Below are 13,594 nucleotides of genomic sequence, written 5' to 3' on the forward strand. Positions count from 1 at the left end.
GGTGGCGGCAGATTGTAGGTGACGGTATTGTCGGTGCTGGTCGAGGGCTCGTTCGGATCGACGGCGGCGTTGGTCGCCACGCCGGCCGGTATTGTGGCCACGATGGACCCTGAACCCGTCATGCCGCTGACCGCGACGCTGAAAGTGCTGCCGGAGCCGGTGACGACAGCGATGGTGGCGCCGGCGGTGCCGGAAAGCACAACGTCGCTGCCGCTGAAGCCGGTCACCGGCTCGCTGAAGACCACGTCGAAGAGGATTGGCGACGAACCGGTCGGATCGCTCTGGCCGGCAGCCTGGTTGATGGTCACTGTCAGCGGCGGTGGCGGCAGATTGTAGGTGACGGTATTGTCGGTGCTGGTCGAGGGCTCGTTCGGATCGACGGCGGCGTTGGTCGCCACGCCGGCCGGTATTGTGGCCACGACGGACCCCGAACCCGTCATGCCGCTGACCAAAACGCTGTAGGAGCTGCCGGAGCCAGTAACGGACGCGGTGGTGGCGCCGGCGGTGCCGGAAAGATCGACGTCGCTGCCATTGAAGCCGGTCACCGGCTCGCTGAAGACCACGTCGAACCGAATTGGTGACGAACCCGCCGGATCGCTCTGGCCCGCTGCCTGGTTGATGGTCACCGTCGGCAGCGCGAACGCCGCGCTCGGCACGAGCACGAGCACGAGAATGGCGGCGAGGGCGCGCCTCAGCGTTGCGAACAAAAGCAGGAAAATCGACGACAACAGAAAGGAAAGTGCGGACAACGGCAAACGCCGCAGCCGCATGGTGACATGCGCATCCAGAGCTACGGTCACCCCGTCCCCCAAAATCCCCCGACCGGCGGGCCTGACTCTCTACGGGCGCTGAATTCCGGACGAGTCGCCTTTGCTTATGATCATCTAGATTGGCGAGTTCATGCAAAGTCAATCTTGAAGCCACGGGTCAGGTAAGCTTGAGACTATTCCCGCTGCGGTGTGGCAGCCACGCAACGTCAGGCGCCTGGACCCCTTGGCCCTGTGAAAACCGGGTATGGTTCCGCATTAGGAGTCGTCGGGCTTCGCCGGCGTGATTATATGGAGGCCAAACGAGCTGTCCCCCATGCGCTTTCCGCCTGCTTTCCTCGACGAGATCCGCGACCGCGTGCCGATTTCTTCGGTGATCGGCCAGCGCGTCGCGTGGGACAGGAAGAAGACCAACGCGCCGCGCGGCGACTATTGGGCGTGCTGTCCCTTCCATGGCGAGAAGAGCCCGTCCTTCCACTGCGAGGACAAGAAGGGCCGCTACCATTGCTTCGGCTGCTCGGTTTCGGGCGACCATTTCAAGTTCCTGACCGAACTTGACGGGATGAGCTTTCCTGAAGCGGTCGAGAAGATCGCCGACATGGCCGGCGTGCCGATGCCGGTTCGCGATGCCCAGGAGGAGCGGCGCGAAAAGGAACGCGCCAGCCTGACTGACGTCATGGAGATGGCGACGGCGTTCTTCCAGGAACGGCTGCAGGGACCGGAAGGGGCAAAGGCCCGCGCCTATCTGCGCGACCGGGGGCTGACACCGGCGACGCAGCAGTCTTTCCGCCTCGGCTATGCCCCCGACAGCCGCAATGCGCTGAAGGAGCATCTTGCCGCCAAGGGTGTCCCCAAGGCCGACATCGAGGCGTGCGGGCTGGTGCGCCATGGCGACGACGTCCCGGTTTCCTACGATTGGTTCCGCGACCGCATCATGTTCCCGATCCCGGATTCCAGGGGCAAGATCATCGCCTTCGGCGGGCGGGCACTGGCGCCGGATGCGCCGGCCAAATACATGAACTCGCCCGATACGGAGCTCTTCCACAAAGGCAACGTGCTCTACAATTTCGCCCGTGCGCGCCAAGCGCTCGGAAAGGGGGCGCTGGCCAAGGGCGGCACGGTCATTGCCGTAGAGGGCTACATGGATGTGATCGCGCTGGCGCAGGCCGGCTTCGAAAACGTGGTGGCGCCGCTCGGCACCGCGTTGACTGAAAACCAGCTCGAACTTCTATGGCGCATGGCTGGCGAGCCGGTGCTGTGCTTCGACGGCGACCAGGCCGGGCTGAAGGCAGCGTGGCGCGCCGCCGACATGGCGCTGCCGGCGGTCCAGGCAGGCCGCTCCGTGCGCTTCGCCCTGCTGCCGGAGGGCAAGGATCCCGACGATCTGGTCAAGGGTGACGGGCCGGATGCGTTCCGCGCCGTGCTTTCCGAGGCACGGCCGCTGGCCGACCTCTTGTGGATGCGCGAGACCGCCGGCGGCATCTTCGACACGCCGGAACGGCGGGCGGAGCTCGAAAAGACGCTCCGCGAACTGACCAGCCGCATCCGCGACGAGAGCCTTCGTTATCACTACCAACAGGAAATGCGCGAGCGCGTACAGAGCTTCTTCGGGACCCAGCGCGGACGCCAGGGACGTCAGGACGGACGGCCAGGTGAGCGCTTCCCGGGCAGGGTCTCAGCACCCGGCGGACAGTTTGCACGTGGCGGCAATGCCGGTGGGCGCACCGCGATCACCGAAAGCCTCGGCCGCTCGGCGCTGGTCAAACGCGGCGGCGAGGGCATGTCGGTGCGCGAGGCGACGATCATTGCGGCCCTCGTCAACCATCCCGTGCTGATCGACGAGAATTTCGCCCATGTCGAGTTCCTCGATCTCGCCAATTCCGATCTGAAGCGGCTGCATGCGGCCATCCTCGACGCTATGGCGCACGATATGGCCAACAACCGCGAGGCTGTAATCGCGACGATCGAGCGGGCCGGCTGCGGTGAGATCTGGCAGCGCGCGGTGGCGCTGATCAAACGTGCGCGGCAATGGCCGGCGCTGGAAACGGCAGCACTCGACGATGCTCGCGATGCGTTCAGCCAAGCTCTCCACTTGCAGCGCAGCGCGCGCACCTTACATAAGGAGCTGAAGCAGGCGGAAGCAGCGCTCGCCAGCGATCCCACGGACGAAAATTACCGGCACCTGGTCGAAATCCAGGCGCAATTTCGTGATGTGCAGGCAACGGAAGCGCTGATCGAAGGGTTTGGCGTATCGTCGGGCAGAGCTGGGCGCGTTTAGATCGAAGCCTCCAGAAGACTGAAATGTAAGGACGTGCTTGCGCGTTGAATCAAGCGTGCGGTGCTCTAAGTCGGGTAATTGATTCGCTTTTTTCATGCGAATCATGCGAGAGGCGCTTGACCTTCCGGCAGAATGGCGGAATCAGGTCGATTCGAAACGTTAACCCGCCCCGGCATCGACGGGAATGCAGCGATGTAAGGTACTGATCACTGGACAGGCAGTCAGCTTGCCACAGATATCAGGGTTAATCTGGACTTAACGAGAGATGCAGTTACTGGCCCGGTAAAGCGCGTTCTGGAAAGAGCGCATCCAATTTGACCGGACCGGCAGCTTACGCGGCTTTGATACTCAGCCGCTTGGAGAAAATAAAGACTATGGCGACAAAAGAAAAGGAAGAAGTCGAGACCGAACGCGAGGCCGCGACCGATGGCCCTCTGCTCGACCTTTCCGACGATGCTGTCAAGAAGATGATCAAGGCCGCCAAGAAACGCGGTTATGTCACCATGGACGAGCTGAATTCGGTGCTGCCCTCGGAGGAAGTGACCTCCGAGCAGATCGAGGACACGATGGCCATGCTTTCCGACATGGGCATCAACGTGGTCGAGGACGACGAGCAGGGCGAGGAGCCCGAAGCCGCCGATACCGCCGCTGACGCCGAGGAAGACGCCAACGAGCTGGCCGAGCAGACCGGCACCGCCGTCGCCGCCACCACGACCAAGAAAGAGCCGACCGACCGCACCGACGATCCGGTCCGCATGTATCTGCGCGAGATGGGCTCAGTCGAGCTTCTGTCGCGCGAGGGCGAAATCGCGATCGCCAAGCGCATCGAGGCCGGCCGCGAGACGATGATCGCGGGCCTCTGTGAAAGCCCGCTGACTTTCCAGGCCATCATCATCTGGCGTGACGAGCTCAACGAATCGAAGATCCTGCTGCGCGAGATCATCGACCTCGAGGCGACCTATGCCGGGCCGGAGGCCAAGCAGGCGCCGGTTGTCGAGCGTATCGAGGAAGCCAAGACCGAGGAAAAGTCGCGCCGTTCGCGCGAGGACGAGGACGACATTACCAATGTCGGCGGCGACACGCGTGGCCTGGTGGACGACGACGAGGAAGACGATGACGAGGCGAGCCTGTCGCTGGCGGCCATGGAAGCGGAACTGCGCCCGCAGGTGATGGAGACGCTCGACGTCATTGCCGACACCTACAAGAAACTGCGCAAGCTGCAGGACCAGCAGGTCGAGAACCGGCTGGCTGCCGCTGGCACGCTGTCGCCCAGCCAGGACCGCCGGCTGAAGGAATTGAAGGACCAGCTGATCAAGGCGGTGAAGTCGCTGTCCTTGAACACGGCGCGCATCGAGGCGCTGGTCGAACAGCTCTACGACATCAACAAGCGCCTGGTGCAGAACGAAGGCAAGCTGCTCAGGCTGGCCGAAAGCTATGGCGTGCGTCGCGAGGAGTTCCTCAAGGAATATCAGGGCTCGGAGCTCGATCCCAACTGGACGCGCTCGATCGGCAATCTGACCTCGCGCGGCTGGAAGGAATTCACCAAGAACGAGAAGGACGCCATCCGCGACCTGCGCGCCGAGATCCAGAACCTCGCCACCGAGACGGCGATTTCGATCCAGGAATTCCGCAAGATCGTCAACCAGGTGCAGAAGGGCGAGCGCGAAGCCGCGATCGCCAAGAAGGAAATGGTCGAGGCCAATCTGCGCCTCGTCATCTCCATCGCCAAGAAATATACCAATCGCGGCCTGCAGTTCCTCGACCTGATCCAGGAAGGCAATATCGGCCTGATGAAGGCGGTCGACAAATTCGAATACCGCCGCGGCTACAAGTTCTCGACCTACGCGACGTGGTGGATCCGGCAGGCGATCACCCGTTCGATCGCCGACCAGGCGCGCACCATCCGCATTCCGGTGCACATGATCGAAACGATCAACAAGATCGTGCGCACCTCGCGCCAGATGCTGCATGAGATCGGCCGTGAGCCGACGCCGGAAGAACTGGCGGAAAAGCTCGCCATGCCGCTGGAAAAAGTGCGCAAGGTGCTGAAGATCGCCAAGGAGCCGATCTCGCTCGAAACGCCGGTCGGCGACGAGGAGGATTCGCATCTTGGCGACTTCATCGAGGACAAGATGGCGATCCTGCCGATCGACGCGGCGATCCAGGCCAATCTGCGCGAGACGACGACGCGCGTGCTGGCCTCGCTGACGCCGCGCGAAGAGCGCGTGCTCAGAATGCGCTTCGGCATCGGCATGAACACCGACCACACGCTTGAAGAGGTCGGCCAGCAGTTCTCGGTCACCCGCGAGCGCATCCGCCAGATCGAAGCCAAGGCGCTGCGCAAGCTCAAGCACCCGAGCCGGTCGCGCAAGCTCAGAAGCTTCCTCGACAGCTGAGGATTTTTAGGTGGGCGCGACCTACGGAACCGTCAGCATAAAGGGGCCAACGCAAGAAGCGTTGGTCAACTGGCTGAGGACGAAGACCATCGACGCCTTCGTCACAACCGAACAGAATGGTTGGACCACTTTCTCCGACCGTTACACAGACCAGCTCGACCCGCGCTGGATTGAATCCTTGCTTCAGAGCCTGACCCTCGATCTGACATGCGTCGGCATCGCGATTACCGTCTATGATGAGGAACAGCTAAACCTCTGGGCGGCAAAGCACGGTGTTCTCCAATCGCGCTACAATTCCTGTCCGGGCATGGAGATGAGTGACCCTGACGATGAGGACATGCGTCCTCGGCTGGAAGACGCTCCCGCCTTGCTGGCTATGATCGGCAAGCAGGCCGCGCCTGACGATTTGCTTCAGATATTGGGAATGGATGGAGCGAAAGAGTACATGGCTCCGCTCGACCTCCATGAGGAACTCGCCGCCTATCTGGGACTTCCGGAAAATTCTGTTGGCCTTGGCCACAGATACATTCTGAAGGACAAAATCGATCTGTCAGAGCAGGGCTTGATCAGGACGGTCGATAGCTGACGTCGTGCTCGAGCATGCTCGGAACCGTCTTAGGAGCTGACACTCAAGAATGACTGAACGAGTCAGAGGGCGCCATCCGGCGCCTTTTTAATTTTATCGTCCGGCCGTTTGTTCTTGCGGTGCACCGGGTGTGGGAGGATAATTCCGCGACGGACGCATTCTCTGGGCGACAAACCCGGATGCCCGCCCCGGCGGTTGGACGCCGTGCTCCGTGGCACCGGAGGGAGGTGTGCCATGACAACTTACATCGTGCTGATCAACTGGACCGAGCAAGGCGCCAAAAATGTGCGCGAATCGCCGAAGCGGCTCGATGCCGCCAAGAAGCTGCTGGGAGACATGGGCGGGTCCTTCAAGGCATTTTATCTCACTATGGGGGATTGCGACATGGTGGCCGTGCTCGAAGCGCCCGACGATGCTGTCCTCGCTCGTTTCTCGCTGATGCTGGCGACGGGCGGAAACGTCAGGACGCGGACACTCAAGGCTTTCCCCGAGGATGCCTATCGCGAGATCATCACCTCGCTCGGCTGAGCCGCGGCGCCTGAAGCGCGTCGCGCTGAACGGCCCTTGCGACGCGCTTTAAGCTCTTCTTTTTATGCATGTCGTTATCGTAAAACCGCTGCGTACCCTTTGGGCGACCTGGATCAGCGAAGCCGGCCGTTCCGCCGGTATCGTGTCACGTTGCGGCGCAACGGCATTTCTCGGATAATCCGTGCGTGTCCTCTGGTGCCGTTTCGAAACATGGCCAAGCCTCTGCTGACAGTCTGGTACAATACGCGCTGTCCGGTCTGCGATGCCGGCATCAGCCGGCAGAAGCGGCGGCTGATCGAGGCGGTCAAGGCCGGGCGGATCGAATTTCGCGACATCAATGCCGAACCGGCGGCGCTGGCCGGGTACGGCATCGGCCTGGAGGACATCCGGCGCCGGCTGCATGCGATCGACGCCGACGGCAAATTGCTGGTCGGCGCCGATGTTGCCATTGCTGTATGGCGCACGACGCCCGGCGAAGGCTGGCTCGCAACGCTGTTCGGCAATCCCGGCGCACTGCCGTTGACGCGCTATGGCTATGATCGCTTTGCCGATCTGCTCTATGCCTGGAACCGGCGCAAAGGCCGCTGGTAACGGGTATTATTCGCTCCGCACCGAAACGTCCGGAGATTGTTTCCGGGCCTTTCGCGTGCCCTGCTATCGAGCCACGGGCTCGCAAAGCCAGCCAACGATGCGGCGCACCGCCGGCAGCACTGGCAGCAGCGTCGGCCAGCCAGGACAGGCCTCAAGCCGTCAGCCAAGTGGCCACATGTCGGGCTGGAAGCCAAGGCTTTTCAGTGTCGAGATGAACGACACGATGAACGTCGTCAACAACGACAGCACCAGCGGGTCGAGCACGGCGGCATAGCGCACAGGCAGCCTGCTGCGCGGGGTTTTCATGGTCATTTGGATTTCCCTGAAGCATCCGGTTCGTCGCCTTGCACCCATTCGCCGGTATTGTCGGCGTAACTGCCCGGAACGACCGGGGTGGATGCGTTGCTTCACGTCAGACGCTTACGGAGCGGCCTTCGGCCCTCATGCACCGTCTAGCTACCCTCGCTGGCGAACTCAATCCTGCTGGTGCCATTTTCAGATACATCGTAAGATATATCTTGACTCGGCCGTGGCGGGCACTTAGTTGAGATATATCGTAAGACATAACTCAAGGAGCAGACAATGCACAAAGACAATCATTTCAGCCATCATCGTTTCGGCGAACGCGCCGAGCGCGTCTTCATGCATATGGCCGGCAAGTTCGGCGGACGTGGCGGCGGCTTTGGCCCGTTCGGGCATGGCATGAGAGGCGGCGGACGCGGCGGGCCGGGCGACATGTTCCGCGCCGGCCGCATGCTGGCCGACGGCGATCTCAAGCTGATCACGCTGTCACTGCTGGCCGAGGCGCCGCGGCACGGCTACGACATCATCAAGGCGCTGGAGGAGCGCACCAGCGGCGTCTACAGCCCGAGCCCCGGCGTGGTCTATCCGACGCTGACCTTCCTGGAGGAGGCCGGCTACGCCGTTTCTGCGGCGGAAGGCAACAAGAAGGTGTTTTCAATCACCGAGGCTGGGCAGGCGCACCTCAACGAAAATCGCGAGATGATCGACCACGTGCTCGAACATCTCGAGCGCTTCGGCCGCAAGATGGCCAAGGCGCGCGACTGGTTCGGCTGGAACGATGACGGCGACGGTGGCCGGCGCGGCCGCGGCCGCTCGGAAAAGCGCGACGAGTTTCGCGCCGTGCGCCACCGGCTACGCGCCGCGCTCGGCGAGATCGTCGATGCGCCTGAAGCAAAGCAGGCCGAGGCAATCAGCATATTGGAAGCTGCCGCGGAAGCCCTGGAAGCACTGACGCGCGACTGACCTCTAACGGCAAGCCGCAGGCGGCCCTTGCCGGTCCAGCCAAGGACCGGTACTGAAAATCATCCTGCGTCGCGCTATGTGGTGCAGGATGATTGCCGTTGGAGGATACCCCATGTCTTTTCTGAAGCGTCTTTTCGGCGGAGGCAACGAAGCCGCCGAGCCAAAGACAGCGGCGCCTGTAAAGCAGATCGAGCACAAGGGATTTTTGATCAGCGCCACGCCCTACAAGGCGGAGGGCCAGTACCAGACCTGCGGCGTGGTTTCGAAAGAGATCGACGGCGTGATGAAGGAGCACAAATTCATCCGCGCCGACCGCTTTGCCGGGCTTGATGATGCCGTCGACATCTCGATCAAAAAGGGCATCCAGCTGGTCGACGAGCAAGGCGAAAAGATCTTCGGATAGATCGGCTACTACAGCCTTGGGTCGATTGGCTCGCTTTCCAACGCCAGCACGCCGAAGACACACTCGTGAACCCGGCGTAGCGGCTGCTTGGCGACAAATCGCGTTAGCGCTTCGTGGCCAAGCGCGAACTCCCGGAGCGCCAGGCTGCGCTTGCCGGCCAGGCCGCGTTCTCGGAGGCGGACGAGATTGTCGGGTGCATCATATTCGGGACCATAGATGATGCGCAAATATTCCGGGCCGCGGACCTTCAGCGCCGGCTGGATGAGCCCCTTCTTGCCACGGCTGACGAAGTCGCGTGGTTTGACCACCATGCCTTCGCCGCCTGAGCCGGTCAGTGCTTCCCACCAGGCGACGGCCTCGGCACACGCGCTGCCGTCGGCGAGATCAACCATACGCCATCGAGTCGGCGTGACCACGCCGCCACGGGCAGCCAGACGGTCCGCGAGCGACATGTGCCAGACATGGTCCTGGTCAAACCAAACACGTCCCTCGCTGGCCAGCAGGTGGAAAGGCGCGGCCTTAAGGTCCTCGACGCCCGAAACTGGCCATACGTAGGGCGCCCAGGCGGTGGCGTATTTGGCTGCGCGGACGGCCCGGTCTTCAAGGCGTGCGTTCAGGCCGGCTGCATCGACGCCGCGCGCCATCGCACGGGCCAGCGCCTCGTTGCTGGCCTTGAAACCGGCGGCAGAGGATATCGCCACAGGCGCATACTGGCTTTCGATCAGACTGCCGGCCTTGGCGGACCAAGGCATTATCTCGGCGTCCAGCAGCAGCCAGTCGCTGTTCAATTCCTTCCACAGATCCGCCGCGTCGACCTCGGTGCGAAGACGGGCGAGCAGGTCCTCCGTCATGGCACTGTCATTGAAAAAGGAGCGTCCGGTGCGGGTCCAGATTGCGCCGGTTTCGTCGCCAGGGACCCCGAAGCGGCTGCGTGCCGCCTGCGCGTTCCGGCAGAGCGCGATCACTGCCCGCGAACCCATGTGCTTCTCCTCGCACACGATCTGCGCAACGCCGCGCTCGCGGAAGTAAGCGAAGGCATCCTCCGGACGTTCCAGCCAGCCGTCCTGGCTGCTGGTCTCGGACGGCGACATGGTCGGCGGCAGATAGATCAGCCATTGCGGCGAGAGCGCGAAGCGGCTCATCACCTCCAGTGCTGCCGACGCGTTCTCCTCGGCCACGACAATCCGGCCCCTCAGTCCGGTCTCGATCCAACGGCGACCGGAGACATCCTGATAATCGAGCACGCCGTCGGCGTCGGCCTGTGCCGATTTACCGGGACCGGACCCGCCCAGCGGACGTATCGGCTCCGACCAGGTCTCGATTGCCGGCACCTCGACCAGTTCGCGTTCCGGCCAGCGCAAGGCCGTCAGCTTGCCGCCGAATACGCATCCGGTGTCGATGCACAGGGTGTTGTTGACCCATTCGGCCGATAGCGTGGGCGTATGTCCATAGATAATGCCCGTCTTGCCACGATAGGCCGCAGCCCAGTCGGCACGGACGGGCAGCCCGAACTCGTCGGTCTCGCCTGTGGTCTCGCCGTACAGAGCGAACTCGCGCACAGCGCCGGAACCGCGTCCGATCATCTCTTCCTTGAGGCCGGCATGGGCGACGGCGAGGCCTCCGCCATCGAGCCAGACATGGCTGCGCAGGCCGTCGAGAAAGGCCGGCAGCGCCTCGCGCAGGCCTCGGTCCTGTGCATTTAGCTGATCGACAGTCTGCTGGAGGCCGTGAGCGACAGTGACCTTGCGGCCTTCTAGCCAGCGGCTGAGTTTGCGTTCATGGTTGCCCTGGACACAGTAAGCCGTTCCAGCCGCGACCATGCCCATGGCAATGCGCAGCACGTCGGGCGAGTTGGGGCCGCGATCGACGAGGTCGCCGACAAAGACGATCTTGCGGCCCTCTGGTGGAACCACGGTGACCATTCGGTCGCCCTGATGCTCAGACCAGGCGACGCTGTAGCCCAGTCGAGCGAGCAGGATATGAAGCTCATCCGAACAGCCATGGATGTCGCCAATGATATCGAACGGGCCATGGTCGTCGCGCTTATCGGTCCACAGCGGCTGTCGCGACACCTCGGCCGCGTCGATGCTGGCCTCGCTGGTAAGCTTCCAGACTTGGCGGAAGCCCTCGCGTTGGAGGCCGCCAAGACCCTTGCGGACCTCGGTTGTCATGCGCCGGGCGACCCCGGCGCCGAACTGCCGGTCGGCTCGCACCGCATTGCGTGCGACGCACACCTCGACGCCTGGATCGAGGACCACGGCGACGGGCAAAGCGTGCCACTTGCGCGCCAGCTCAATCCAGGGCTTGCGGTCGGCGGCTCGCACATTGGTGGCATCGATGACGGCCAGCCTGCGGTGTTTGAGCCGCTTGCCGGCTATTTCGCGAACCAGATCGAAGGCATCCGCAGAGACGTCCTGGTCGGTTTCGTCGTCGGAGATCAGCGCCCGGCACTGGTCCGAGGAGATAATCTCAGTCGTCAGGAAATGCTTGGTGGCGAAAGTCGACTTGCCCGATCCGGTCGAGCCGATCAGCACGACGAGGGCGAAGTCAGGAATGGTGAGGTTGGTCTTATCAGGTTCTCTCATCGGGTGAACACTGCCATCTGGGTGGGGGCGCCGAGGGTCGGGTCCTCGGCTCCGATACCGCTGAAGGTGGCTGCATAGCCATAGATCTCGCCGATTTTGGCCGCCCAGGCTTGGAACTGAGCCCGGCTCCATTCGAAACGGTGATCGGGATGGCGAAATGCGCCAGGGACCAGTCTTGGAAACAGAGCGTTGTAGTCCGCATTCGGAGTGGTCACAATGACGGATTTGGGCGCCGTCTCACCGAAAACGATGCGTTCGACCAGGGGCAGCCTGTCCTCGTCGAGATGCTCGATGACCTCGACCAGAACGGCGACGTCGGCTGCGGCCCAACGGCTGTCGCGGTAGGTCAGCGATCCATGCAGCAGCGTGACCCGGCCCTCGGGCGGCCCGCCTAATTCGTTCAGCTTGAGACGCTTTGCGGCCCATTCCAGTTCGCGCGCCGCCGGATCCAGACCGAACAGCTTGTGAATCCATCGCTCGCGCACCAGCCTGTCGAGCAGCTTGCCTTCACCGCATCCCAGGTCCGCAACAGTGGTTCCTCCCGTCGCCCGAATGGCGTGGACAACTGCGTCCATGCGCAGATCGTTGAGCCGGATAGGCGTCTCCAGCGCTTCCTCGGGCGTAACGCGCGGCTCGGCAGGTTGTGCCTCGCCAGCCGTCTCGGGAGCCAGCCGCTCCAGGGCGATGCGGGCCAAAGCCCGGCGATTGCCCAGATAGCGGCGCACGATCAGGTCTTTGGCCGGATGGTTTTCCAGCCAGCCTTCGCCTTTGGACAGCAGCTTGTCGATCTCTGCTTCGCCGACCCAGTAATGCTTGGCATCGTCCATCACTGGGATCAGCACATAGAGGTGGTTCAACAAGGCGCTGAGCCGGCCCGTGCCGGTCAGCTTCAGATGGCCGTATCGGGGCTCGCCCGCAGCACCCCCGATTCCTTCGATTGGCGTCAGATCGACTGTCCAGCCCAAGGGTTCGAACAAACTTCGAACCAGAACCTCACCGCCGCGCGTTGGCAGTGGCGTAACCACGGCTTCCAGCGGCAGTTCGCTGTCGGCCAGTTCCTGGCGCTCCTTCGATGTACCGGTCATCGCCGTCCGCAGCATTTTGTTCAGCGCTACCGACAGGAAGGATGATGCTGCGTAAGGCCGGTCGTTCACATATTGGTCGAGCAGGCCTTCTGCCTGGCCCTTGCCCCGCACCAGTCCCACAGGATCGACATCGAGCAGGAGTGCAGCCTCGCAACGCTCTTCGGTTGCCTCGGGATAGAACAGCCACGCCTTGCCGAAAGACAGGTCGGTCTCGTGCAGGCGATCCGGATGCTTGTGCAGCAAGAAACCGAGATCGGTGGCCGGACGGTGCGTTGTGGCAACGGAAAGGAACATCCGCGACCGATAGCGCAGACAAGCGGAATAACCAATGGCGGTTGTGTGGCCCACCACAATAGGTTGTCGCCAACGACAACAAGGGCAGGCGCCGGGCGCCTGCCCTTGTACAATTCAGACGATGCTGACGCTTTACGCCGCGGTGGCGACGCGCTCGGCATTGCCGGTCGCGGCTACAATGGCGTCGACCTTGGTCGAGGCCTTGGCCAGCGCTGCTGCCACCGCATCGGCGCCCATGCCGACTCCTTCGATGCGGATGACCTCGAGATCGGTCATGCCGAGGAAGCCAAGCACGCTGCGCAGGTAGGGAATGGCGTGATCGAACTGCACGGCCGCACCTTCGGAATAGATGCCGCCCGAAGCCAGCACGATGTAGACCTTCTTGCCGGTGACGAGGCCCTTGGGGCCGTTCTCGCCATAGGCAAAGCTCTTGCCGGAACGGGCAATGTGATCGACCCAGGACTTCAGCGTCGAGGAGATGTTGAAGTTGATGAAGCCGGTGGCGAGAATCACCGAATCGGCGGCGAACAGTTCATCCAGCACGACATCGGAGACGCCAACGACTTCAGCCTGGCGCGAGGTGCGCGCTTCGGCCGGCGTGTAGATGCCGGTCGCATAATCGGCATCGATGTGCGGCAACGGATTGGCGACGAGGTCGCGCACGACAAGCGTGTTCGACGGATCGGCGGCAACAAGCTTTTCAGCGAATTCAGTAGCAATTCGGGTCGAGTGGGAGGCAGCGCCGCGCGGGCTCGATGTGACAAGAAGGATGGACATTAATGGGGTCTCCAGGGTTGGATTAAAATCTCCCGGCA

Annotated in this window: 11 protein-coding genes and 1 pseudogene; 7 read left to right on the forward strand and 5 right to left on the reverse strand. The window is 62.8% G+C overall.

The window, feature by feature from the left end:
* Positions 1-800, reverse strand: a pseudogene (locus tag NKI08_RS20025) (hypothetical protein); the annotation flags it as partial.
* Positions 801-1,083: 283 nt separating this feature from the next.
* Between NKI08_RS20025 and dnaG the strand changes: the two are divergent.
* The 5 genes from dnaG to NKI08_RS20050 all read left to right on the forward strand — a co-directional run bounded on the left by dnaG (position 1,084) and on the right by NKI08_RS20050 (position 7,146).
* Positions 1,084-3,045 (forward strand): DNA primase, encoded by a 1,962-nt coding sequence (gene dnaG / locus NKI08_RS20030; protein WP_352771682.1) that lies wholly within the window; start codon positions 1,084-1,086, stop codon positions 3,043-3,045.
* A gap of 374 nt (positions 3,046-3,419) precedes the next feature.
* A complete protein-coding gene (rpoD, locus tag NKI08_RS20035) occupies positions 3,420-5,441 on the forward strand; it encodes an RNA polymerase sigma factor RpoD (protein ID WP_023678297.1) in 2,022 nt (673 codons plus the stop codon).
* 10 nt (positions 5,442-5,451) lie between these two features.
* Positions 5,452-6,027, forward strand: coding sequence for a hypothetical protein (locus NKI08_RS20040; protein WP_352491499.1), 576 nt, complete (start codon positions 5,452-5,454; stop codon positions 6,025-6,027).
* 234 nt (positions 6,028-6,261) lie between these two features.
* Complete coding sequence (locus NKI08_RS20045) at positions 6,262-6,555, forward strand: GYD domain-containing protein (protein WP_292658752.1); 294 nt, start codon at positions 6,262-6,264, stop codon at positions 6,553-6,555.
* Positions 6,556-6,765: 210 nt separating this feature from the next.
* Complete coding sequence (locus NKI08_RS20050; protein ID WP_352491498.1) at positions 6,766-7,146, forward strand: thiol-disulfide oxidoreductase DCC family protein; 381 nt, start codon at positions 6,766-6,768, stop codon at positions 7,144-7,146.
* Between the two features lie 159 nt (positions 7,147-7,305).
* On the opposite strand, the gene NKI08_RS20055 is transcribed toward NKI08_RS20050, so the two are convergent.
* Complete coding sequence (locus NKI08_RS20055; RefSeq protein ID WP_352591312.1) at positions 7,306-7,458, reverse strand: DUF2798 domain-containing protein; 153 nt, start codon at positions 7,456-7,458, stop codon at positions 7,306-7,308.
* A 270-nt stretch (positions 7,459-7,728) separates the two neighbouring features.
* Between NKI08_RS20055 and NKI08_RS20060 the strand changes: the two genes are divergently transcribed.
* Together NKI08_RS20060 and NKI08_RS20065 are read left to right on the forward strand one after the other, a co-directional pair.
* The gene (locus tag NKI08_RS20060) at positions 7,729-8,412 is read left to right on the forward strand and encodes a PadR family transcriptional regulator (protein ID WP_352491496.1); all 684 of its coding nucleotides are present in this window, start codon (positions 7,729-7,731) and stop codon (positions 8,410-8,412) included.
* 112 nt (positions 8,413-8,524) lie between these two features.
* Positions 8,525-8,815 (forward strand): HlyU family transcriptional regulator, encoded by a 291-nt coding sequence (locus NKI08_RS20065; protein WP_023719334.1) that lies wholly within the window; start codon positions 8,525-8,527, stop codon positions 8,813-8,815.
* 8 nt (positions 8,816-8,823) lie between these two features.
* On the opposite strand, the gene NKI08_RS20070 is transcribed toward NKI08_RS20065, so the two are convergent.
* From NKI08_RS20070 to NKI08_RS20080, 3 genes are all read right to left on the reverse strand, one after another.
* Positions 8,824-11,400, reverse strand: coding sequence for a polynucleotide kinase-phosphatase (locus NKI08_RS20070; RefSeq protein ID WP_352771686.1), 2,577 nt, complete (start codon positions 11,398-11,400; stop codon positions 8,824-8,826).
* Positions 11,397-12,779 carry a 3' terminal RNA ribose 2'-O-methyltransferase Hen1 gene (locus tag NKI08_RS20075; RefSeq protein WP_352771688.1) on the reverse strand — a complete coding sequence of 461 codons (1,383 nt, stop codon included), beginning with the start codon at positions 12,777-12,779 and terminating at the stop codon, positions 11,397-11,399. The genes NKI08_RS20070 and NKI08_RS20075 overlap by 4 nt, the downstream gene beginning before the upstream one ends.
* A gap of 132 nt (positions 12,780-12,911) precedes the next feature.
* On the reverse strand, positions 12,912-13,556 hold the full coding sequence (locus NKI08_RS20080; RefSeq protein WP_352491493.1) for an FMN-dependent NADH-azoreductase: 645 nt from the start codon (positions 13,554-13,556) through the stop codon (positions 12,912-12,914).
* Positions 13,557-13,594 lie beyond the last annotated feature (38 nt).

The organism is Mesorhizobium sp. M0768 (assembly GCF_040320195.1).
In the GTDB taxonomy this organism is placed as follows: Bacteria; Pseudomonadota; Alphaproteobacteria; order Rhizobiales; family Rhizobiaceae; genus Mesorhizobium.

Bases quoted from the DNA above. Each gene is read 5' to 3' on its own strand.
- dnaG (WP_352771682.1), top strand. From the start codon at position 1,084: ATGCGCTTTCCGCCTGCTTTCCTCGACGAGATCCGCGACCGCGTGCCG.
- rpoD (WP_023678297.1), top strand. From the start codon at position 3,420: ATGGCGACAAAAGAAAAGGAAGAAGTCGAGACCGAACGCGAGGCCGCG.
- NKI08_RS20045 (WP_292658752.1), top strand. From the start codon at position 6,262: ATGACAACTTACATCGTGCTGATCAACTGGACCGAGCAAGGCGCCAAA.
- NKI08_RS20050 (WP_352491498.1), top strand. From the start codon at position 6,766: ATGGCCAAGCCTCTGCTGACAGTCTGGTACAATACGCGCTGTCCGGTC.
- NKI08_RS20055 (WP_352591312.1), bottom strand. From the start codon at position 7,458: ATGACCATGAAAACCCCGCGCAGCAGGCTGCCTGTGCGCTATGCCGCC.
- NKI08_RS20060 (WP_352491496.1), top strand. From the start codon at position 7,729: ATGCACAAAGACAATCATTTCAGCCATCATCGTTTCGGCGAACGCGCC.
- NKI08_RS20065 (WP_023719334.1), top strand. From the start codon at position 8,525: ATGTCTTTTCTGAAGCGTCTTTTCGGCGGAGGCAACGAAGCCGCCGAG.
- NKI08_RS20070 (WP_352771686.1), bottom strand. From the start codon at position 11,400: ATGAGAGAACCTGATAAGACCAACCTCACCATTCCTGACTTCGCCCTC.
- NKI08_RS20075 (WP_352771688.1), bottom strand. From the start codon at position 12,779: ATGTTCCTTTCCGTTGCCACAACGCACCGTCCGGCCACCGATCTCGGT.
- NKI08_RS20080 (WP_352491493.1), bottom strand. From the start codon at position 13,556: ATGTCCATCCTTCTTGTCACATCGAGCCCGCGCGGCGCTGCCTCCCAC.